At 63.0% G+C, this 20,220-nt stretch carries 17 protein-coding genes; 1 reads left to right on the top strand and 16 read right to left on the bottom strand.

The window, feature by feature from the left end; all coding sequences use genetic code 11:
• Nucleotides 1-31: 31 nt before the first annotated feature.
• The 7 genes from trpC to AC1RL5_RS10005 all read right to left on the bottom strand — a co-directional run bounded on the left by trpC (nucleotide 32) and on the right by AC1RL5_RS10005 (nucleotide 8,485).
• Nucleotides 32-868 carry an indole-3-glycerol phosphate synthase TrpC gene (gene trpC, locus AC1RL5_RS09975; protein WP_011063799.1) on the bottom strand — a complete coding sequence of 279 codons (837 nt, stop codon included), beginning with the start codon at nucleotides 866-868 and terminating at the stop codon, nucleotides 32-34.
• Nucleotides 865-1,914, bottom strand: coding sequence for an anthranilate phosphoribosyltransferase (gene trpD / locus AC1RL5_RS09980; RefSeq protein ID WP_011063800.1), 1,050 nt, complete (start codon nucleotides 1,912-1,914; stop codon nucleotides 865-867). Before trpD ends, trpC begins: the two co-directional genes overlap by 4 nt.
• A gap of 9 nt (nucleotides 1,915-1,923) precedes the next feature.
• The gene (locus tag AC1RL5_RS09985; protein WP_145713276.1) at nucleotides 1,924-2,517 is read right to left on the bottom strand and encodes an aminodeoxychorismate/anthranilate synthase component II; all 594 of its coding nucleotides are present in this window, start codon (nucleotides 2,515-2,517) and stop codon (nucleotides 1,924-1,926) included.
• Between the two features lie 889 nt (nucleotides 2,518-3,406).
• Entirely contained in the window at nucleotides 3,407-5,038 is a 1,632-nt protein-coding gene (locus AC1RL5_RS09990; RefSeq protein ID WP_093405107.1) for an ABC transporter ATP-binding protein, read from the bottom strand.
• A 2-nt stretch (nucleotides 5,039-5,040) separates the two neighbouring features.
• Nucleotides 5,041-5,868, bottom strand: coding sequence for an ABC transporter permease (locus AC1RL5_RS09995; RefSeq protein ID WP_011063803.1), 828 nt, complete (start codon nucleotides 5,866-5,868; stop codon nucleotides 5,041-5,043).
• 3 nt (nucleotides 5,869-5,871) lie between these two features.
• Complete coding sequence (locus AC1RL5_RS10000) at nucleotides 5,872-6,831, bottom strand: ABC transporter permease (protein WP_072451738.1); 960 nt, start codon at nucleotides 6,829-6,831, stop codon at nucleotides 5,872-5,874.
• A gap of 52 nt (nucleotides 6,832-6,883) precedes the next feature.
• Nucleotides 6,884-8,485: an ABC transporter substrate-binding protein gene (locus AC1RL5_RS10005; RefSeq protein WP_011063805.1), complete on the bottom strand. Its 1,602-nt coding sequence runs from the start codon at nucleotides 8,483-8,485 to the stop codon at nucleotides 6,884-6,886.
• Nucleotides 8,486-8,723: 238 nt separating this feature from the next.
• On the opposite strand from AC1RL5_RS10005, the gene AC1RL5_RS10010 reads away from it, so the two are divergent.
• Complete coding sequence (locus tag AC1RL5_RS10010) at nucleotides 8,724-9,164, top strand: Rrf2 family transcriptional regulator (protein ID WP_015637243.1); 441 nt, start codon at nucleotides 8,724-8,726, stop codon at nucleotides 9,162-9,164.
• A gap of 152 nt (nucleotides 9,165-9,316) precedes the next feature.
• Here the strand turns inward: AC1RL5_RS10010 and trpE are convergent, their stop codons facing one another.
• The 9 genes from trpE to AC1RL5_RS10055 all read right to left on the bottom strand — a co-directional run bounded on the left by trpE (nucleotide 9,317) and on the right by AC1RL5_RS10055 (nucleotide 20,138).
• Nucleotides 9,317-10,804 carry an anthranilate synthase component I gene (gene trpE / locus AC1RL5_RS10015; RefSeq protein WP_011063807.1) on the bottom strand — a complete coding sequence of 496 codons (1,488 nt, stop codon included), beginning with the start codon at nucleotides 10,802-10,804 and terminating at the stop codon, nucleotides 9,317-9,319.
• A 71-nt stretch (nucleotides 10,805-10,875) separates the two neighbouring features.
• Nucleotides 10,876-11,694 carry a phosphoglycolate phosphatase gene (locus tag AC1RL5_RS10020; RefSeq protein WP_011063808.1) on the bottom strand — a complete coding sequence of 273 codons (819 nt, stop codon included), beginning with the start codon at nucleotides 11,692-11,694 and terminating at the stop codon, nucleotides 10,876-10,878.
• The gene (rpe, locus tag AC1RL5_RS10025) at nucleotides 11,691-12,365 is read right to left on the bottom strand and encodes a ribulose-phosphate 3-epimerase (protein ID WP_011063809.1); all 675 of its coding nucleotides are present in this window, start codon (nucleotides 12,363-12,365) and stop codon (nucleotides 11,691-11,693) included. Before rpe ends, AC1RL5_RS10020 begins: the two co-directional genes overlap by 4 nt.
• An 80-nt stretch (nucleotides 12,366-12,445) precedes the next feature.
• Nucleotides 12,446-13,594 (bottom strand): iron-containing alcohol dehydrogenase, encoded by a 1,149-nt coding sequence (locus tag AC1RL5_RS10030; protein ID WP_011063810.1) that lies wholly within the window; start codon nucleotides 13,592-13,594, stop codon nucleotides 12,446-12,448.
• Between the two features lie 117 nt (nucleotides 13,595-13,711).
• The gene (locus AC1RL5_RS10035; RefSeq protein ID WP_492589379.1) at nucleotides 13,712-15,157 is read right to left on the bottom strand and encodes a hypothetical protein; all 1,446 of its coding nucleotides are present in this window, start codon (nucleotides 15,155-15,157) and stop codon (nucleotides 13,712-13,714) included.
• Nucleotides 15,158-15,230: 73 nt separating this feature from the next.
• Complete coding sequence (locus AC1RL5_RS10040) at nucleotides 15,231-16,379, bottom strand: iron-containing alcohol dehydrogenase (protein WP_492589378.1); 1,149 nt, start codon at nucleotides 16,377-16,379, stop codon at nucleotides 15,231-15,233.
• 197 nt (nucleotides 16,380-16,576) lie between these two features.
• Nucleotides 16,577-17,950: a sigma-54 interaction domain-containing protein gene (locus AC1RL5_RS10045; protein WP_011063813.1), complete on the bottom strand. Its 1,374-nt coding sequence runs from the start codon at nucleotides 17,948-17,950 to the stop codon at nucleotides 16,577-16,579.
• Between the two features lie 102 nt (nucleotides 17,951-18,052).
• Nucleotides 18,053-18,877 (bottom strand): ABC transporter permease, encoded by an 825-nt coding sequence (locus AC1RL5_RS10050; protein ID WP_011063814.1) that lies wholly within the window; start codon nucleotides 18,875-18,877, stop codon nucleotides 18,053-18,055.
• Nucleotides 18,878-18,890: 13 nt separating this feature from the next.
• Nucleotides 18,891-20,138: an ABC transporter permease gene (locus AC1RL5_RS10055; RefSeq protein WP_011063815.1), complete on the bottom strand. Its 1,248-nt coding sequence runs from the start codon at nucleotides 20,136-20,138 to the stop codon at nucleotides 18,891-18,893.
• Nucleotides 20,139-20,220 lie beyond the last annotated feature (82 nt).

Genomic DNA, 20,220 nt, shown 5'->3' on the forward strand with positions numbered 1-20,220 from the left:
CGGCATCGCCGGCTTGTTCATTGTCACGGGTTCAGTCCAGGGTCGAGCCGCTGACCGGCACGCCGCGCTCAGGGAAGAACAGACGCTGCAATTCGCTGCCCGGGCTTTCGGCACGCATGAACGCCTCACCCACCAGGAACGAATAGACATCGCTGATTTCCATCAGCTCGACATCGGCACGGTTGAGGATGCCGCTCTCGGTAATCACCAGGCGCTCGCGGGGAATGCGTGGCAGCAGGTCGAGGGTGGTCTCCAGATTGACTTCGAAGGTGTGCAGGTTGCGGTTGTTGACCCCAACCAGCGGTGTGTCGAGGGTCTTCAACGCCCGCTCCAGCTCATCACCATCATGCACTTCCACCAGCACATCCAGGCCAACGCCCTTGGCCACCGCCGCCAGCTCCGCCATCCGCGCGTCATCCAGCGCAGCGACAATCAGCAATACACAGTCGGCGCCCAGGGCACGGGCTTCGACGATCTGGTACGGGTCGATCATGAAATCCTTTCGGATCACCGGCAGCTTGCAGGCGGCGCGGGCCTGCTGCAGGTACGCATCGGCACCCTGGAAGTAATCGACATCGGTCAGCACGGACAGACAAGTGGCACCGCCTTTCTCGTAGCTCTTGGCAATGTCCGCCGGAACGAAGTTCTCACGGATCACGCCTTTGCTCGGCGAAGCCTTCTTGATCTCGGCTATCACTGCCGGCTGCTTGAGCTTGACCTGGTCCTGCAAGGCCCGGGCGAAACCCCGTGGTGCATCGGCAGCACGCGCCAGGGTCTCCAGCTCGGCCAGGCTGACGCGGGCGCTGCGCTCGGCAACCTCCTCGGCTTTACGGGCGAGGATTTTTTCCAGAACTGTCGGCACACTCATCCTTCATTCTCCTGCTTGAACACCGCGGTAAAGGCACCCAGCTCTTCGAGCTTCTCCCGGGCCAGGCCGGTGTGCAAGGCGTCGTGAGCCAGGGCCACGCCCTCTTTCAGGCTACTGGCATGATCGGCGGCATACAGCGCCGCCCCCGCATTGAGCACAATCATTTCGGCGGCCTTCTGGCCATGCTCGGTCTTGCGGCGCCCCAGGGCATCGCGGATCAGCTCCAGGGAGGCCGCCGGGCTTTCCACCACCAGGCCGAACAGACTCTGGCTCTTCATGCCCAGATCCTCGGGCTGTACCCAGTACTCGGTGATCTGGTCATTCTTCAGCTCGGCCACATAGGTGGGCGCAGCCAGGCTGAACTCGTCCAGACCATCCTGGGAATGCACCACCAGAACGTGCTTGCTGCCCAGGCGTTGCAAGACTTCGGCCAGGGGCCGGCACAACGCCTGAGTGAACACGCCTACCACCTGATGCTTGACTCCGGCCGGATTCGTAAGCGGGCCGAGCATGTTGAACAGGGTGCGCAGGCCAAGGTCGCGACGCGGGCCGGCGGCATATTTCATCGCCCCGTGATGGGACTGGGCAAACATGAAGCCGATGCCGACGTTATCGATGCAGCGCGCCACCTGGACCGGGGTCAGGTTCAAATAGATCCCGGCCGCTTCCAGCAGGTCGGCGCTGCCGCTCTTGCCGGACACCGCGCGGTTGCCGTGCTTGGCCACAGTGCAACCGGCCGCGGCGACCACAAAGGAGGAAGCCGTGGACACGTTGAAGATGTTCGCCCCGTCGCCGCCGGTGCCCACTACATCCACCACGCCATCCAGGGTTTTCAGCTCGACCCGGTCCGCCAGCTCGCGCATTGCCGATACCGCACCGACGATCTCATCGATGCTTTCGCTTTTCATGCGCATGGCCATCATGAAGGCGCCAATCTGCGCATCGGTGCATTGGCCGGTCATGATTTCACGCATTACCGAACGCATTTCTTCGGTGCTCAGGTCCAGGTGGCCGACGATACGGCTCAAGGCAGTCTTGATATCCATGAAAAGTCCTTAGCGCGTGCCGCCGCTCTGTTTGAGAAAGTTGGCGAACAGCTCGTGGCCCTGCTCGGTGAGAATAGACTCGGGATGAAATTGCACCCCCTCGATATTCAGCGTCTTGTGGCGCAACCCCATGATCTCGTCGACGGAGCCGTCCTCCAGCTGGGTCCAGGCCGTGACTTCGAGGCACTCGGGCAAGCTCTCGTGCTTGACCACCAGCGAGTGGTAACGGGTTACGGTCAGCGGCATGTTCAGGCCGTTGAACACCCCCAGGTCGCGGTGGAACACCGGGCTGGTCTTGCCGTGCATCACTTGCCGGGCACGCACCACCTGGCCGCCAAAGGCCTGGCCGATGGACTGATGCCCCAGGCATACGCCGAGAATCGGCAGCTTGCCGGCGAAATGCTTGATCGCCTCGATGGAAATACCGGCTTCGGTCGGCGTGCAAGGCCCGGGCGAGACCACGATGCGCTCGGGCTTGAGCGCCTCGATCTGAGCCACGTTCAGTTCGTCATTGCGCACTACTTTCACCTCAGCTCCCAACTCGCCCAGGTACTGGACGACGTTGTAGGTGAAGGAGTCGTAGTTATCAATCATCAGCAGCATACATGCTCCAACTTATTGATTTTAAAGTAGGTGTGCATGCAACTCAGGGTGTCGATATGCACATTGATATACACAAGCGCAGTGGAGCGTGCCGGGCGAGCTTGCGCACCCGAATGCTGCAAGCTGCCGGCAGGGCAGACAAGGTGATGGAATTGAACCGCCTTATCTATGCAATGTCGCTCAGCTCGCCACGCCATCGTCGGCCATCGCCAGCGCAAGCCGGCAGAACGTTGGGCATGACGATGCACCCGATGGCATTGCCGCCGGGCGAAGCTGTACTGCGTGGGGAGACTGATTGGCATGCAGCGTTCTCCTGGGGTTTGGAGCCGCCGTGCCGGAGAGCTATTAGATCCTTGATCCCTGCTTGCCGATTACGGCGGCAGGGTTCGGTTAAAAAACCGCAACGACGTGCCGCTTCCTATTGGAAGCGCCACCACTGACTAAAACGAATCGTTGCAATGCAAAGCATAGGACCTAACCGTAATTGAGCACTCGACGGCGTTCCGCAGCCGAGCTTCGAGGCGCGATTGTACCGTTCATCAAGGGGCTGCGTCGATTGCAATTTGCCGCTGGGTCTTGCGGCACTCACTCCGCTGGTTGATACCTGCCCCACTCCGTTGGAGCGCAATGCATGGCTGGCCCCGCGTATGCCGTGCGCTCCAGAGCGCCGGGCGGCACGACATGCAAACCGCTTTGCGCAGCCCGCCTCGGCAGATGGCTTGGAAGCCCTTTAAACGCCACAAGTCCATCACCGAAACGGCGCTCTTTAAGGTGTGGTGGCAGCCTGTTTGCGCCTTCTTAGCCGTGCGGCTCAAGGGGCGTTCCGCCTCTTCTGGCCCCAGAAGCACGGCCACTTGAGCAAAGGGGCGCTTTTCTTGCCATGGCCAAGTCAGGAAACCAGCGCCCTTTTCTCCAGCAAATGATCGAGCCAGTCCGGATCCATTTCTGGCTCACTGGAGAACAACAAGCCGGTGTAGTCGCGGTGCGGCGGGGTAAAGATCTCCTCCCGGCAGCCGTGATCGACCACCTTCCCACGCTGCATCACCAGTACCTCGTCGGCAATGGCGCGCACGGTGGCGACGTCGTGGGTGATGAACAAGTAGGCCACGCCCAGTTGCTGCTGGATGCGGTTGAGCAGCTTCAGAACGCCTTCGGCCACCAGTTGGTCGAGGGCCGAGGTGACTTCGTCGCAGATGATCAGTTGCGGCTCGGCCGCCAGAGCCCGGGCGATACAGATCCGCTGCTTCTGCCCGCCAGACAGTTCGCGGGGCTGGCGATCCATGTACAACGCCGGGTCCAGCTCGATCATCTCCAATAGCTCGGCGACCCGCTGGCGCAGCGCCTGGCCCTTGAGGCCGAGATAGAAACTCAGCGGCCGGCCGATGATGTCGACGATGCGCTGGCGCGGGTTGAGCGCGGTGTCGGGGATCTGGTAAATCATCTGCAATCGGCGCAATTGCTCCTTGCTGCGCTGGCGATAATCAGCTGGCAGCGCTTTTCCGTCATACAACACCTGGCCGCTGGTCGGCGGCAACAACCCGGTGATCAAGCGGGCCGTAGAGCTCTTGCCGCTGCCCGACTCGCCGATCACCGCCAGGGTCTGACCACGATAGAGCTTGAGCGAGACATCATGCAGCACCGGCTGATGGCCGTAGCTGGCGCTGGCCCTGCGTACCTCCAGCAGCGGTGTTGCCTGCGGTGGGCACGGCTTGGGTTCGGTGCGCAAGCTACGTACTGCCCACAGCGATCGGGTGTAATCCTGCTGTGGGGCGTCGAGCATGGTCCGGGTGTCGGCCTCCTCCACCAGCTTGCCGTGACGCAGAACCATGATGCGATCGGCCATTTGCGCCACCACTGCCAGATCGTGGCTGATGTACAAGGCGGCGCTCCCGTAGGTTTTCACCGCATCGCGAATCGCCACCAGCACTTCGATCTGGGTGGTGACATCCAGCGCCGTGGTCGGTTCGTCGAAGATGATCAGGTCCGGGTGGCAGGCCATGGCCATGGCGGTCATCACCCGTTGCAACTGACCGCCGGAGACCTGGTGCGGGTAGCGCTGACCGATCTGCTCGGGGTTGGGCAGACGCAGTATGCGGTAGAGCTCCACTGCTTCGGCTTGTGCCTTGGCACGCTCGATACCAGCATTCCTTACCGCGGTTTCGACATGCTGGTCGATCAGCCGGTGCGCGGGGTTGAACGAGGCCGCCGCGCTTTGCGCGACATAGGCGATACGCAGGCCGCGCAGCTTGCGCAGGGCTTCGGGCTTGGCGCCCACCAGTTCCTGGCCATCGAAGCGCACCGAGCCACCCGTGATACGGCAACCGTCGCGCACATAACCCATGGAGGCCAGGCCCAGAGTCGACTTGCCCGCGCCCGATTCACCAATCAGGCCCAGTACTTCGCCCCGCTGCAAGCTCAAGTCGATGCCTTTGATCAGCGGGTGCCAAGCGTCCTGATAATGGCCTTCAATACGCAGGTCGTGGATTTCCAGTAGCGGCTTGTCACTTGGATGAACGGTCATGCTCAGCACTCCTTCAGGCCGCTGGATAGATGCAGCACCCAGTCCACGACAAAGTTGACGCTGACGGTGATCAGCGCCACTGCCAGGGCCGGCAGCAGCGGGCTGATATCGCCGAAGGTGATCAGCACGGCATTGTCGCGGACCATGCTGCCCCAGTCGGCGGTCGGCGGCTGGATGCCCAGGCCCAGGAACGACAACGCACTGATGAACAGAAACACGAAGCAAAAACGCAGGCCGAACTCGGCAATCAGCGGCGCGGCGGCATTGGGCAGCACCTCGCGGCTGACCAGCCACCACAGCCCTTCCCCACGCAGCCGGGCGGCCTCGACGAAGTCCTGGACCACCACGGTCATCGCCACCGCCCGTGACAGGCGAAACACCCGGGTGGCATCCAGCAGCGCGATCACCAGCACCAGCGAGGTGGCGTTGGTGCCGACCACGCTGAGGATCAGCAAGGCAAAGATCAGCTGCGGGATGGCCATGAGGATATCCACCAGCCGCGACAGGCCCTGGTCGATCCAGCCGCCCCTGATCGCCGCTACCAGCCCGCAGAAACCGCCGACGGCAAAGGCCAGTAGCGTCGTCAGGAAGGCAATCCCCAGAGTGTTGCGCGCGCCATACACCAGGCGGCTGAACATGTCGCGGCCCAGGTTATCGGTACCCAGCAGGAACTGCCCGCCCCAGGGCGCAAAACCTTCGCCGACCACTTCAGTCTCGCCATACGGCGCCAGCACCGGCGCGAACAGCGCCACCAGGATGTAGGCAACAATCACCAGCAGGCCGAACTGGGCGCTCATGGGCGCCCGTAACAACGCTTTGATCAGGCTCATGGCTTACCCCTTCGGATGCATCAGGCGCGGGTTGCTGGCAATCGACAGCACGTCGGCCGTGGTATTGAGCAGGATGTAGGTGGCGGCGAAGATCAGGCTGCAGGCCTGCACCACCGGGATATCGCGCTTGGACACCGAGTCGACCAGTAACTGGCCGAGCCCCGGATAGACGAACACCACCTCGACCACCACCACGCCGACCACCAGGTAGGCCAGGTTCAGTGCCACCACATTGATGATCGGTGCCAGGGCATTGGGCAAGGCGTGGTGGAAGATGATCCGCGCCTGGCTGACGCCCTTGAGCCGGGCCATCTCGATATAGGGGCTGGCCAGCACGTTGATCAAGGCCGCGCGGGTCATGCGCATCATTTGCGCGACCACCACCAGGCTCAGGGTCAGCACCGGCAGTAGCGAGCGCTCCAGCACCTCGGCGAACGATGCTCCCGGGGCCAGGTTGGAGATACTCGGCAACCAGTTGAGCTTGACCGCGAACACCAGGATCAGGATATAGGCGACGAAAAACTCCGGGAACGACACCGCGCTCAGGGCGCTGGTGTTGAGCAGGCGGTCGAACCAACTGTTGCGGTACAGCGCCGCGAGCATGCCCAGCAGCAAGGCTACCGGCACTGACACCAGCGCTGCCAGCAAGGCCAGGCTAAAGGTGTTGCCCAGGCGCGTGCCGATCAGCTCGGCAATCGGCCGCTGGTTGGCCAGCGACAGGCCCAGGTCACCGTGCAGCAGTTGCCAGGCCCAGTGGCCGAAGCGGGTCAGCGGCGGCAGGTCCAGGCCCAGTTGGGCACGGAAGGCAGCGACAGTCTCGGGAGTTGCCGCCTGGCCGAGCATGGCCTGGGCGACATCGCCCGGGAGCATGCCAACGGCCAGGAAGATGATCACCGACACCGCCAACAGCGACAACAGGCCCAGGGCCAGGCGCTGGAGCAACAGTTTGCAAAGGCTATTCACCGTACAGCTCCTCGAACAGGATCAACGAAGAAAGGTGCAAAAAGTGTCGGGCTTACGCCTGCCACCAGCGCTCGATCAAGCGCAGGCCATCGAGCTCGCCGTAGGGCGCGGTCAGCCCGCCGTGGGCCACGCGCTTGGAGCGTGCGGCCACGGAGCTTGCGAACAGCGGCACGATCGCCCCGCCCTCGTCACGGCACAGGGCCTGCATTTCGTTGTACATCTCCTGGCGCAGCGGTGCGTTCATCTCGCCGCGAGCGGCGTTGAGCAGCTGGTTGAAACGGGCGTTGTCCCAGTGCGTCTCGTTCCAGGCCGCGCCCTTGGCGTAGCCGATGCTGAACATGCGGTCGGCGGTCAGGCTGCTGTACCAGAACGAGGTGGTGAAGGGCTGCTTCATCCACACATTGGAAAAAAAACCGTCGGCTGGTTCGCGCACCACGTCGATGTCGATACCGGCCTGGCGTGCCTGCTCCTTGAACAGTACCGAGGCATCCACCGCTCCGGTGTAAGCGGCATCGGAGGCCTGCAGGCGCACCTTGAGCGAATCGACCCCAGCCTGGCGCAGGTAGAAACGCGCCTTGTCCGGGTCATAGCCACGCTGTTCCAGGGCGCTGTTGATGAAGCGACTACCGGGCTGGATCGGGTGGTCGTTGCCAATCTGGCCATAGCCATAAAGCACCGAGGCCAGCAGGGTTTCGCGGTTGATCGCATGTTTGAGCGCCAGACGGATGTTGTTGTCCTGGAACTGCTGGCTGTCGGTCAGCATCGGGAAGGTGTAGTGCTGGGCACCCTTGGTCTCTTCGATGACCAGATTGGGGTTGCGCTTGAGCAAGGCGACAGTCTTGAGATCGACCTTGTTGATCACATCGACCTGGCCGGTGACCAGGGCGTTGACCCGCGCGGCGCCATCGGCGATGGCCAGCAACTCGGCGCTGGCGAAATGCGCGCGGCCGGCTTTCCAGTAATCCGGGCTGCGCTCAAGGTCCATGCGCACGCCGGGTTCGAAGCCCTTGAGGCGATAACCACCGGTGCCGATCCCGGCCTGCCAGTCGGCGGCGCCGTCCTTGGCGGGCATGATCACCAGGTGATAATCGGCCACCACGTAGGCGAAGTCGGCATTACCCGAATGCAGTTCGAACACCACGGTGTCATTGCCCTGGGCGCTGACCTTCGCAACATCGCCGAGCACAGTCTTGGCCGCCGAGGTGGACTTGTCGCCCAGGTGATGCCCGATTGAGGCGACCACATCGCCAGCATCCAGAGTCTTGCCGTTATGGAAGGTCACCCCCTGGCGCAAGGTGAAGGTCCAGATGCGTGCATCGGGGCTGGATTCCCAGCGCTCGGCAAGCTCGGGGATCGCCGTACCATCGACGCCGATTTCGCTCAGGGTGTTGTACACCGCCGAGAAACCGACAAAGGTAAAGGTGTCGCTCCATGAACCTGGATCACGAGAATCGGTAGTACTGCCACCGGCCAGGCCCATGCGCAGCACGCCGCCCGCTTTCGGGGTGGCCTCCCCGGCCCAGCCGCGTTGCGGCAAGCCCATTGAAAACGCCCCGGCCACGGCAACCGCCGCTGCGCTGTATTTGAGAAAATCCCGACGCGGCAGGCCGCTGTCGTGCATCGCTTGAGTTATTTTGTTGTTGTTATCGCTCATGGCATTGCCTCTGTTGAACCGCAGAGAAAAGGATTCAGCCGACCTCGCACGCACTGATGCAAAATATTTGTAATTGTCATCGTGACAAATACATTAAGCTCAAAAACAGGTCGCTGCCAATCCCCTTTTCTTTACGAGCGAGGCTCTTGCTAGGCGGGGTTTTGTCAGTACTATCGGTTCGAAGGGGCAGATCGGAATGTCGCTACTGCCCTACCACTGAAGAGAGAATTCAAACTAGATGAGTCAGTCGACCCGCCTGATCACCGCCTCATACATCCTCTCGTTCGTAGCGGCCAACGCGCCGCAGAGGTTGCGTACCGAGACCATTGCCAAGTGGGTCAAGACTCATCCCACCCGGGTACGCAGTCTCGTGTCGTTGATGGTCAAAGCCAATATTCTGAAGTCATGGCGCGGCGCCCACGGCGGCCTGACCCTCGCACGCCCAGCCAGCGATATCACCTTGCGTGAGGTCTATGACGCCGTACAGGAAAGCTCGCTGATCGCCGAGAAGATCGACAACCCGTTCTCAGGCATGGAAGAACACTGCAAGGTATTCGATGTATTCACCCGCCTGTTCGCCATGCTTGAAGCCAACATGCGCCTGGACCTTGGCACTATCACCGCAGACCAACTGTTCGTTGCCTTCGAAAAGCCGCAGGAAAATATCAGGCAGGCCTAGGACCTTAGGGCGCAATGCTCGGGGCCTTAATCAGTGCAGCAGCTGGGCGCTTATCGCTCCCGCGCTCGATTGATATACACAACAGCACTGGATTTGATGAGGACCTGATAGACATCAGGATCCTCACAAAACCAATCAACGACAGCAACTCCTCAAGCCTTGGATGCAGGGGTCTGTTCCGCCAGTGCCACGGCACGGAACATTGCGCGACGCTTGTTCAGCGTCTCTTCCCACTCCAGGGTCGGCACCGAGTCGGCGACAATCCCGCCGCCGGCCTGTACATGCAGCTCGCCGTTCTTGATCACCGCCGTGCGAATGGCAATGGCGGTGTCCATGTTGCCGTTCCAGGCGAAGTAACCCACGGCGCCGCCATAGATCCCACGCTTGACCGGTTCCAGCTCGTCGATGATTTCCATCGCACGGATTTTCGGTGCGCCGGACAGAGTGCCCGCCGGCAGGATCGCCCGCAGCGCATCCATGGCCGTCAGCCCGGCCTTGAGCTGGCCGGTGACGTTGGAAACGATGTGCATCACGTTGGAATAGCGCTCGATGACCATCTTTTCGGTGAGTTTCACCGAACCGATTTCCGAGACCCGACCGGTGTCGTTGCGTCCCAGGTCGATCAGCATCAGGTGCTCGGCGATCTCCTTGGCGTCCGACAGCAGGTCCTGCTCCAGGGCCAGGTCGGCCTCCTCGGAGGCGCCCCGCGGGCGGGTACCGGCGATCGGCCGCACAGTGATCAGGTTGTCTTCGACCCGCACCAGCACTTCCGGCGAGCTGCCCACTACGTGGAAATCACCGAAGTTGAAGAAGTACATGTAAGGGGTCGGGTTGAAGCAGCGCAGCGCCCGGTACAGGTCGATGGGCGCCGCCGAAAAATCGATGGACATGCGCTGGGACGGCACCACCTGCATGCAGTCACCGGCCAGGATGTATTCCTTGATGGTGTCCACGGCCCGTTCATAGTCAGCCTGGGTAAAGCTGGAGCGGAACAGCGGATCGGCGGCCAGCTGCTTGCTGAAATCCAGGCCCGGACGCGGAGTGATCGGCTGGCGCAGTTGCGCCAGCAATTCCTGCAAACGTGCCTGGCCGGCTTCGAAGGCGTTGTCCTGGCCAGGGTCGGCCAGCACGATGGCGTGCACCTTGCCCGCCAGGTTGTCGAACACCACTACCGCGTCGGAGACCATCAACAGGATATCCGGCACACCGATCGGATCCGGGTTCGGGCACGGGCCCAGGCGCGGCTCGACATAACGCACGCAGTCATAGCCGAAATAGCCCACCAGGCCACCGTTGAAACGCGGCAGGCCGGCGATGGTCGGGACGTTGTAGCGAGCTTTGAATTCCTCGACGAAGGCCAGCGGGTCGGCCACTTCGTGACTTTCGATCTCCACGCCATCATGGGTCACGCTGACCTGGAAGCCGTGCACCCGCAGCACAGTGCGGCACGGCAGGCCGATGATCGAGTAACGCCCCCACTTCTCACCGCCCTGCACCGACTCCAGCAGATAGGAGTTGGGCTGGTCGGCCAGTTTCAGGTAGATCGACAGCGGGGTGTCGAAGTCGGCAAGGGTTTCGCAGGCCAGCGGGATACGGTTGTAACCGGCTGCGGCCAAACGCAGGAATTCTTCGCGAATCATGGGGTGCCTCGTGGCTTGAGGGTCTAACAGTCAGGTATGCAAACGTGCCGGCGGGGCCGGCCAGACAAAAATCAGGCGCGCCAACGCCAGCGGGCCAGGGCCTTGATGACTTTCATCCAGAGTTTGCGAGTGACCACCACGATGGAGTTTCCAGAATGGGATGGAACAGCGTCGGGCAACGTTATCTCAGCGGCAGGTTCTAAGCAACCGGGGATCAGCGCCCGCAGGTTGTCGATCACCAGCGCCGGCGACTCCTCGGCAATCGGCCGGCCGTGATTGTAGCCGTAGCTCAGGGCGACGCACTTGACCCCCGCTGCCTTGGCTGCAAGCACGTCACTACGCGAATCGCCGACGAACAGTGATTGCGAGGCCGGCACGCTGGCCATCTTCATCACAAAGAACAGCGCCGCCGGGTCGGGTTTCTTCTGCGGCAGGGTATCGCCGCCGATGATCCAGCGGAAATACCGACCGATTTTCATCTGGTCCAGCAAGGGGGCCACGAAACGCTCGGGCTTGTTGGTAATCAGGGCCATTTCCACGCCCTGCTTGTGCAGCCACTTGAGAGTCTCGCGCGCACCGGGATAGACCACGGTCAACTCGTGGCTGTCCTCGTAGGCGGTATTGAACAGCTCCAGCGCATACTCGGCCTCGACATCGTCGACACCCTGGGCCTCCAGGCTGTTGGCCAGGGCCCGGCGCACCAGCATGGGCGCACCGTTGCCAACCCACTCACGCACCGCCTCGACACCGGCAGGCTTGCGCCCCAGCTTGAGCAGCATCTGATCCACGGCGGCCGCAAGGTCCGGTACCGAATCGACCAGGGTGCCATCCAGGTCGAACATCACCAGCCGTGGCAGGCGCCCCTGGAACAGCTGCTCAAAGGCGCTCATGGTCGCGCCAACGCCAGTTCGGCACGCATTTTCTCGATGACTTCCTGATAGTTCGGCGCATTGAAGATCGCCGAGCCTGCCACAAAGGTATCGGCGCCTGCGGCAGCGATTTCGCGGATGTTGCCCACGTTCACCCCACCGTCGATTTCCAGGCGGATATCCCGCCCGGAGGCATCGATCAAGGCACGAGCCTCACGCAGCTTGTCGAGGGTGCCCGGAATGAACTTCTGCCCGCCAAAGCCCGGGTTGACACTCATCAGCAGCACCATGTCGACCTTGTCCATCACGTACTTGAGCACGTCCAGCGGAGTTGCCGGGTTGAACACCAGGCCGGCCTTGCAACCGCCTTCGCGGATCATCTGCAGGGAACGGTCCACATGCAGCGTGGCTTCCGGGTGGAAGGTGATGTAGGTGGCGCCCGCTTCGATGAAGTCACCGATGATGCGGTCCACCGGAGTGACCATCAGGTGTGCATCGATCGGCGCGGTGATCCCGTACTTGCGCAGCGCAGCGCAGACCATCGGGCCGATGGTCAGGTTCGGCACATAGTGGTTGTCCATGACATCGAAATGCACGATGTCGGCGCCGGCGGCCAGGACATTGTCCACTTCCTCGCCCAGACGGGCGAAGTCGGCGGAGAGAATCGACGGAGCAATAGCGAAGGGCTGCATGACGCACCTTTTTTGAGCAGAATCACGATGGCGCGCATTGTATACCTCATGCTTTGGAGCGCACACCGTAACCGCGATGATCAGTAGGCCGCGCGATAGATCTTCTCGATATCGGCGGGGCTCAGCCGGCGCGGGTTGTTGCGCATCAAGCGCTCGATACCCGCGGCCTCGACGGCCATGGCCGGGATCGCATCCTCGGGCACGCCGAAGCTGCGCAAGCCGCTGGGAATTTCCACCGCCGCACACAACGCTGCCATGGCCTCCACTGCCCGGTCGGCCGCCTCGCTGGCACTCAGGTGCGCGGTCTGTACCCCCATGGCCTCGGCGATATCCTGCATACGCTCGACGCAGGCCATCTTGTTCCAGGTCATGACATAGGGCAGCAGCAAGGCATTGCTGACCCCGTGGGACATATGAAAGCGTCCGCCCAGGGGATAGGCCATCGCATGCACCGCACCGACCCCGGCATTGCCGAAGGCCATGCCGGCCATCAGGCTGGCAGTGGCCATGTCCTCCCGGGCCTGCAGGTGGGCCGGGTTGGCAAAGGCCTTGGGTAAAGCCTTGACGATCAGCTTGATGGCGCCGATGGCCAGGGAGTCGGTGATCGCGGAAGCATTGAGGGACAGGTAGGCCTCGATGGCATGCGCCAGGGCATCGACGCCGCTGGCCGCGGTGACACGCGGTGGACAGGTCAGGGTCATCTGCGGGCTGACCAGGGCCACGTCCGGCAGCAGGTAGTCGCTGATGATGCCTTTCTTCAATTGCGCGACCCGGTCCGAGAGGATCGCCACATTGGTCACTTCCGAACCAGTGCCTGCGGTGGTGGGAATGGCGATCAGCGGCGGCCCCTTGCGCGGCACCTGGTCGATGCCGAACAGGTCCTCCAGGGCGCCGTGATAGCCGGCATAGGCCCCGACACTCTTGGCAATATCGATGGCGCTGCCGCCGCCCAGGCCGATCAGCCCGTCATGCCCGCCCTCGCGGTACACCTGCATGCAGTCCTCGACGATGGCGATTTCCGGATCGGGCTGCACCCGGTCGAAGACTTCGTAACTGCGCTCCCCCAGGTGGGCCAGCGCCAGCTCCACCGTGCCGGACCTGAGCAGGGCAGTATCGGTGACGATCAGCGGGTTATCGACATCCAGGCGGGTCAGCTCGGCAGCCAGTTGCTCGATGGCGGTGCTGCCGGTCAGCAATTTATGGGCGATCTTGAAAGAGGAAATACTCATGTGCGCAGCCTCTTATATAAAGGTGGGAGCCGGCACAAGCGTAGCTGGGGATTGCGCAACCGGGCTGTCGCGATGCCCGATCGGCATCACGACAGTGCTCACGTTGCCCGCGAAGGCTCAAGCCACCTCGCTTTCCACCGCCCGGGCGGGCTTGGCCTGGGGCCCTGGCTGGGCACCCGGGACGGGAGTTGCGTCCGCGGCGCCCAGGTCCTTGCTGAAAGTCCGGTCGTTCTCGCCCTTGAAGAAGTTCTTGCCATAGATCAGCAGGCACAGCACCACGCCAATGGCAAAGCCCCAACTGGCGCCCTTGATCGCCAGCACTGCACCGATCACCCCTGCGATGCCCAGGTCACGCTGGCTACGGGCCTCGAGAATGCCCAGGCGCACGCTGACGTAGCCCTGGATCAGCAAGGTCAGCGCCAGCGCGACCCCGAGAATCGGCTGCACCAGGGTCACTACCGGCAACAGCAGCAAGCCGGTGTTGGTGCCCCAGCGGAACGAACCCATGCCGCCATAGATCGACTTCATGGCCTTGGGCCCGCCCTTGAAGCGCTCGATCACCACCACCAGCATCGCCGCCCATTTCGGCCCGCACATGGCAATGTCCGGACCGAAGATGCTCATGAATGCGTTGCGCCCGCCGAAGATCAGGTGCGAGCGGTCCGGGTCGTAGTCGACCTTTTCGTCGGTGCGGATCTGCTCGGCCTCGTCCAGCAGCACCTTGGCGCTGAGCACGTCGCCAAAGACGATGATGTACACCGCGAGCATGGTCGGCAGCGCGCTGATGAACATCGACAGCGGCGGCATGCCCAGGCCGAACACCGTGTAGTTGTTCCACAGGCCGATGAAGTCCGGCTTGCTCAGGCCCCACTGGATGGTCGGCCACGGCGCTTCACCGAACAGCGGCGCCAGTACTACCGCCAGCAGGATGATCGGCAGGATGCCCAGCTTGGCGAAGTTCCACCAGACGCGGTTGCGCAGCTTGAGCTGGGCAAAGTGCTGGGAAAAGATCAGGTAGAAGGCAATGCCGATGGCGATGGAAATGGTCCAGGGAAAACTGTCGAACTTGCCGCCCACCTGGAACACCGCGGTCACCGCACTGAGCCCGGCGCCGACAATGATTCCCGACTTGATCGCCGAGGGCACGAAGCCCACCACCTTACGCGCCATGCCGGTGGCCCCCAGGGCGATGGAGAACACCCCGAGCATCAGCTGGAAGGCAATCAACGCGTGGACACGCTCCGGGCCCACGGGAAACTGCGCGCAATAGGCCATCAGCAGCGGCACCGCCGGGGTGATCCAGCCGGGCACCACGGGGTCGCCCAGCAGGTGGTGGGCCAGGTACAACAAGCCGTTGAGCATGACCACAGCCAAGGCCATCTCGAAGGGCATGCCGAGGAACTCGGTCATCAGTGGAATGGCCGCCAGGTCGACGGCGCACATCAGCAAGCCTTGCAGGTAGTCCGGCAGCTCGAATTTGTAGTGGATAAAGGGCAAACGCACCTTGAACGGGCCAAGGGCGATGTACGGCGTTTCGTGCCGAGTGTCGGAAGGCGTTGGCATCAACTGCACCTGTCTTATTGGTATTGGTGGCGGTGTAAAGCGGCCCGCGCCAGTTGGCACGGGCAAGGATCGATCAATAGGCAGCCCGGTAGATCTGCTCGATATCGCCGGGGCTCAGTTGGCGCGGGTTGTTGCGCATCAGCCGCTGGATACCCGCCGCTTCCACGGCCATGGCCGGGATCGCGTCCTCGGGCACACCGAAGCTGCGCATGCCCGTGGGGATGTCCACCGCAGCGCACAGCGCAGCCATGGCCTGGACCGCCTGCTCTGCGGCCTGGCCATCACTGAGCCCGGCGATCGGCAGGTCCATGGCCTGGGCGATATCGCGAAAGCGCTCGACACAGGCCATCTTGTTCCAGGCCATGACGTAGGGCAGTAGCAGCGCGTTGCTCACCCCGTGGGCGATATTGAAGCGCCCGCCCAGGGGATAGGCCAGGGCATGCACCGCACCGACTCCGGCATTGCCGAAGGCCATGCCGGCCATCAGGCTGGCGGTGGCCATGTCTTCCCGAGCCTGCAGGTTGGCCGGGTTGGCGTAGGCCTTGGGCAGCGCCCTGACGATCAGGCGGATCGCGCCCAGGGCCAGGGAGTCGGTGATCGGCGAACCGTTGAGCGACAGGTAGGACTCCACCGCATGCACCAGCGCGTCGACGCCACTGGCGGCGGTGACGCTGCGCGGGCAGGTCAGGGTCATCACCGGGCTCACCAGCGCTACGTCCGGCAGCAGGTAATCGCTGACGATGCCCTTTTTTAACTGGGCCACCTTGTCCGAGAGGATCGCCACGTTGGTCACCTCCGAACCGGTGCCCGCAGTAGTAGGAATGGCAATCAGCGGCGGCCCCTTGCTCTGCACCTGATCCACCCCGAACAGTTCTTCCAGCGCGCCTTCATGGCCGGCGAACGCCGCCACCGCCTTGGCGATATCAATGGCGCTGCCGCCGCCCAGGCCGATCAGGCCATCGTGGCCACCGGCCCGGTAAGCCTGGGTGCAGGCCTGGACTATGGCGATTTCCGGCTCCGGCTGGACCTCGTCGAAGATCCGGTAGGCGCGCCCGCCCAGGTGGGCCAGGGCCAGATCGACGGTGCCGGACTTGACCAGGATCGCATCGGTGACGATCAGCGGGTTGCTGATCTGCAGGCGCGCCAGTTCGGCGTCCAGCTGTTCGATGGCGCCCTGGCCGGTAATCAGTTTGTTGGCAATCTTGAACGCAGAAATACTCATCAGCTCGGCCTTGTTTAATTGTTGTGGCAAGAGCGCCGTCAGGCGGCCACTCTCGAATGGGCTCGCAGGCTGTAGAGCGAAAGCTGTGCCAAGATACGCAAAGCCTTGATCTACAAGGCTCTGGAAGGAAATCCAGGGGAATGACCGGGCCGTCGCGATTGAATTGCTGATCGCTGCAGGCAGCTCTGATCAGAATCCTAATCAGAGTGTTCCCAGCGCTTCATCTTCTGCACCACCGTGGCCTGGCTCACCCCCAGCGCCTTGGCGGCCAGGCGGGTGGTCTTGTGCAGTTGCAGGGCCGCGCGAATCGCCTGGCGCTCGGCGTTCTCCAGCACTTTGCGCAGCGGCAGGCGGCTGTCGTCGGTGTTGCGGGCCTGTTGCTCGATCAGGTCCTCCGGCAGGTCCAGGGCCTCTATCACCTGGCCGGAGCAGGTCACCACCAGGCGCTCCACCACGTTGATCAGCTCGCGGATGTTCCCCGGCCAGGCGTACTCGCCTAGCAGTTCCAGGGCTTCCAGGCTCCACTGCACCTGACGCTGATAGCGCTGGTTGAAGTGCTCCAGGTAGTACTCCAGCAAGGGGCCGATTTCCTCGCTGCGCTCGCGCAGGGCCGGGATCGCGATGGGCACCACATTCAGGCGGTAATACAGGTCGGCGCGGAACTTGCCCTCGGCCACCCGCTGCTTGAGGTCGTGATGGGTGGCACTGATGATGCGCACATCCACTTCCTTGAGCTCCAGGCCACCCACCGGAATGAAGCGGTTCTCTTCGATGACCTTGAGCAGCTTGACCTGCACCGCCAGGGGCAGATCGCCGATCTCGTCGAGAAACAGCGTACCGTTGTGGGCCAGCTCCAGCAGCCCGCGCTTGCCCTTGCTGCCGGCACCGGTGAAGGCACCCGGGGCATAGCCGAACAGCTCGGCCTCGATCAGGTTCTCCGGCAGCGCCCCGCAGTTGAGGGCCAGGAACGGTTCGCGGGCACGAGCACTGGCGTTGTGGATAAATTGCGCCACCAGGGTTTTACCCACACCCGTCTCCCCCTGCAGCAGCACCTTCACGTCGCAGTCGGCCACTTGCCGGGCCTGGGCAAAGACCCGCCCGGAAACCTCCTGGTCGGCCATCAGCGGTGATTGCAACAGGTCGTCACGTTGGCCCGCATGCAGCCGCGCAGTGCTGGTGCGCAGCTGCTTGAGCTGCTGCAACTCGTCGCGCTCGCGCTTGATGCGCAGCAGCTCGGTCATATCGCGCACGGTGCTGACCACATAGCGAATGCTCTGGTCGGCGGCGAGGATCGGCGTGGCACTGACCAGCAACTTCTTGCCGTGGCTGAGGCTCTGCATCACCGACACCGGCCGACCGTCCTGCAGTACCCGTAGTGAAGCGGACTGGGAAATCACCCCGCTCTTCACCAGTTCCTGCATCGGCCGCCCCAGCAGCTCGGCGCCGTTCAGGCCGGTGAGGCGCTCGTAGGCCTGGTTGACCTTGAGGGTCTGGCCCTGGCCATCGGTGATGTAGACGCCGTCATGCAGCGCATTGAGCAGCTCTTCGAAACTGGCATCGTTGAAGTTCACCCGCGACTCCACAGTAAGCATGGGAAGCGCGCAGTTTACGGGTGAACGACAAGCAGAGGGGACGGGGCGGCCCAGACCTTAGTACAAGGCCGCCCGAGGGGCTCAGGCCTGAGCCGTGCGCAGTTTCTCGCTGCGCCCACGCAGCCATTCCAGGGTCAGCAGCAGGATCACCGAGAAGGCGATCAGCAACGTGGCCGCAGCGGCGATGGTCGGGCTGAGGTTCTCGCGGATGCCGCTGAACATCTGCCGCGGCAGGGTGGCCTGCTCCGGGCCGGCGAGGAACAGGGTCACCACCACCTCATCGAACGAGGTGGCGAAGGCGAACAGCGCGCCACTGATGACCCCGGGGGCGATCAACGGCAAGGTCACCCGGCGGAACGTGGTCAGCGGCGAGGCGCCCAGGCTGGCCGCGGCCCGCACCAGGTTGTGGTTGAAGCCCTGCAGGGTTGCCGACACGGTGATGATCACGAAGGGCACCCCAAGCACCGCGTGCACGATGATCAGCGAGAAAAAACTGTTGCCCATGCCCAGCGGGGCGAAGAACAGGTAGCTGGCCACACCGATGATCACCACCGGTACCACCATCGGCGAAATCACCAGGGCCATCACCAGCGCCTTGCCGGGGAAATCGCCGCGGGTCAGGCCGATGGCCGCCAGGGTGCCGAAGACCATGGCCAGCAAGGTTGCGGCCGGCGCCACGATGACGCTGTTCTTCAGCGCGCGCATCCACTCGGCAGAGGCGAAGAAGTCCTGGTACCAGTGCAGCGAAAAGCCCTGCAGCGGGTACACCAGGAAACTGCCGGAGTTGAACGACAGCGGAATGATCACCAGCACCGGCAACACCAGGAACAACAGGATCAAGCCGCAGAGAATCCGCAAGCTGTAGAACCAGACCCGTTCGACGGGCGACATGTAGGGGCTCAGCATTTCGATTCTCTCCTTAGCTCAGGCGCAGGCGGCTTGCGCCCACCAGCCAGCTGTAAATCAGATAGAGCACGATGGTCGCCAGCAACAGCAGGCCGCCCAGGGCCGTGGCCATGCCCCAGTTGATGCTGGTGTTGGTATAGAAGGCGACGAAGTAGCTGACCATCTGGTCGTTCGGGCTGCCCAGCAATGCCGGGGTGATGTAGTAACCAATCGCCAGGATGAACACCAGCAGGCAACCAGCGCCGACCCCGGCGTAGGTCTGCGGGAAATACACCCGCCAGAAGCTGGCGAACGGATGGCAGCCCAGGGAGATCGCCGCACGCATGTAGGTGGGCGAGATGCCTTTCATCACGCTGTAGATCGGCAGGATCATGAACGGCAGCAGGATGTGCACCATGGAGATGTAGACCCCGGTGCGGTTGAACACCAGTTCCAGGGGCTTGTCGATCACCCCCATGGCCAGCAGCGCGCTGTTGATCAGGCCACCCGATTGCAGCAGCACGATCCAGGCCGCCACCCGCACCAGGATCGAAGTCCAGAACGGCAGCAGCACCAGGATCATCAGCAGATTGCTCTTGCGCGCCGGCAGATTGGCCAGCAGGTACGCCAGGGGATAGGCCAGGGCCAGGCAGATGGCGGTGATCACCAGGCCCATCCAGAAGGTGCGGGCGAAGATGTCCAGGTAGATGGACTGGTCCGGGGTGGCCGGCGCCAGTTCGCCCAGGTCGTCGATGCGATGGTCCACCGCCGCCAGCAGGTAGTACGGGGTCAGGCTGCTGGTGTTGCGGCGGATCGCCTGCCAGTAGGCCGGGTCGCCCCAGCGCTCATCCAGGCTTTCCATGGCTTCTTTATAGGATTCGGGCTCGGCCTTGAACGGCAAGGCGCGGGCGGTTTTGGTCAGTAGGCTGCGGTAGCCGGCCAACTCCATGTTCAGGCGCTTGGACAGGTCGCCCAGGGTCTGATTCTTGCGGGCGTCCGCCAGGTCTTCGCTCAACGCCTTGTAGGCCCCTTCGGCAGGCAGGCCACGACCGTCCCAGGCACTCACGGCCGCCACAGTGCGCGGCATGCCACCGACCACTTCCGGGTTGCCGACGCTCTTGTACAGCAGCGCCACGATCGGTACCAGGAACACCAGCAGCAGAAACAGCACCAGGGGCGCGATCAGCGCCTGGGCCTTCCAGCGGTTGACCCGCTCGGCACGGGCCAGCCGCTGCTTGAGGGTCGGGCCGGTGACCGCGTTCAGGGGAACGGTGATGGTCATGACAAACTCCGCAAATCGATCTTTCGAATACAAACCACCCGGCGGCAGGAGCGGGCTTGGCCGCGCATCGAAGACTGTGCTT

The organism is Pseudomonas sp. GW822-FHT06D10 (assembly GCF_058799535.1).

What these genes read in the sequence shown, in the direction of transcription:
- trpC (WP_011063799.1), bottom strand. Translation starts at nt 868, where the DNA reads ATGAGTGTGCCGACAGTTCTGGAAAAAATCCTCGCCCGTAAAGCCGAG.
- trpD (WP_011063800.1), bottom strand. Translation starts at nt 1,914, where the DNA reads ATGGATATCAAGACTGCCTTGAGCCGTATCGTCGGCCACCTGGACCTG.
- AC1RL5_RS09985 (WP_145713276.1), bottom strand. Translation starts at nt 2,517, where the DNA reads ATGCTGCTGATGATTGATAACTACGACTCCTTCACCTACAACGTCGTC.
- AC1RL5_RS09990 (WP_093405107.1), bottom strand. Translation starts at nt 5,038, where the DNA reads ATGACCGTTCATCCAAGTGACAAGCCGCTACTGGAAATCCACGACCTG.
- AC1RL5_RS09995 (WP_011063803.1), bottom strand. Translation starts at nt 5,868, where the DNA reads ATGAGCCTGATCAAAGCGTTGTTACGGGCGCCCATGAGCGCCCAGTTC.
- AC1RL5_RS10005 (WP_011063805.1), bottom strand. Translation starts at nt 8,485, where the DNA reads ATGAGCGATAACAACAACAAAATAACTCAAGCGATGCACGACAGCGGC.
- AC1RL5_RS10010 (WP_015637243.1), top strand. Translation starts at nt 8,724, where the DNA reads ATGAGTCAGTCGACCCGCCTGATCACCGCCTCATACATCCTCTCGTTC.
- trpE (WP_011063807.1), bottom strand. Translation starts at nt 10,804, where the DNA reads ATGATTCGCGAAGAATTCCTGCGTTTGGCCGCAGCCGGTTACAACCGT.
- AC1RL5_RS10020 (WP_011063808.1), bottom strand. Translation starts at nt 11,694, where the DNA reads ATGAGCGCCTTTGAGCAGCTGTTCCAGGGGCGCCTGCCACGGCTGGTG.
- rpe (WP_011063809.1), bottom strand. Translation starts at nt 12,365, where the DNA reads ATGCAGCCCTTCGCTATTGCTCCGTCGATTCTCTCCGCCGACTTCGCC.
- AC1RL5_RS10030 (WP_011063810.1), bottom strand. Translation starts at nt 13,594, where the DNA reads ATGAGTATTTCCTCTTTCAAGATCGCCCATAAATTGCTGACCGGCAGC.
- AC1RL5_RS10035 (WP_492589379.1), bottom strand. Translation starts at nt 15,157, where the DNA reads ATGCCAACGCCTTCCGACACTCGGCACGAAACGCCGTACATCGCCCTT.
- AC1RL5_RS10040 (WP_492589378.1), bottom strand. Translation starts at nt 16,379, where the DNA reads ATGAGTATTTCTGCGTTCAAGATTGCCAACAAACTGATTACCGGCCAG.
- AC1RL5_RS10050 (WP_011063814.1), bottom strand. Translation starts at nt 18,877, where the DNA reads ATGCTGAGCCCCTACATGTCGCCCGTCGAACGGGTCTGGTTCTACAGC.
- AC1RL5_RS10055 (WP_011063815.1), bottom strand. Translation starts at nt 20,138, where the DNA reads ATGACCATCACCGTTCCCCTGAACGCGGTCACCGGCCCGACCCTCAAG.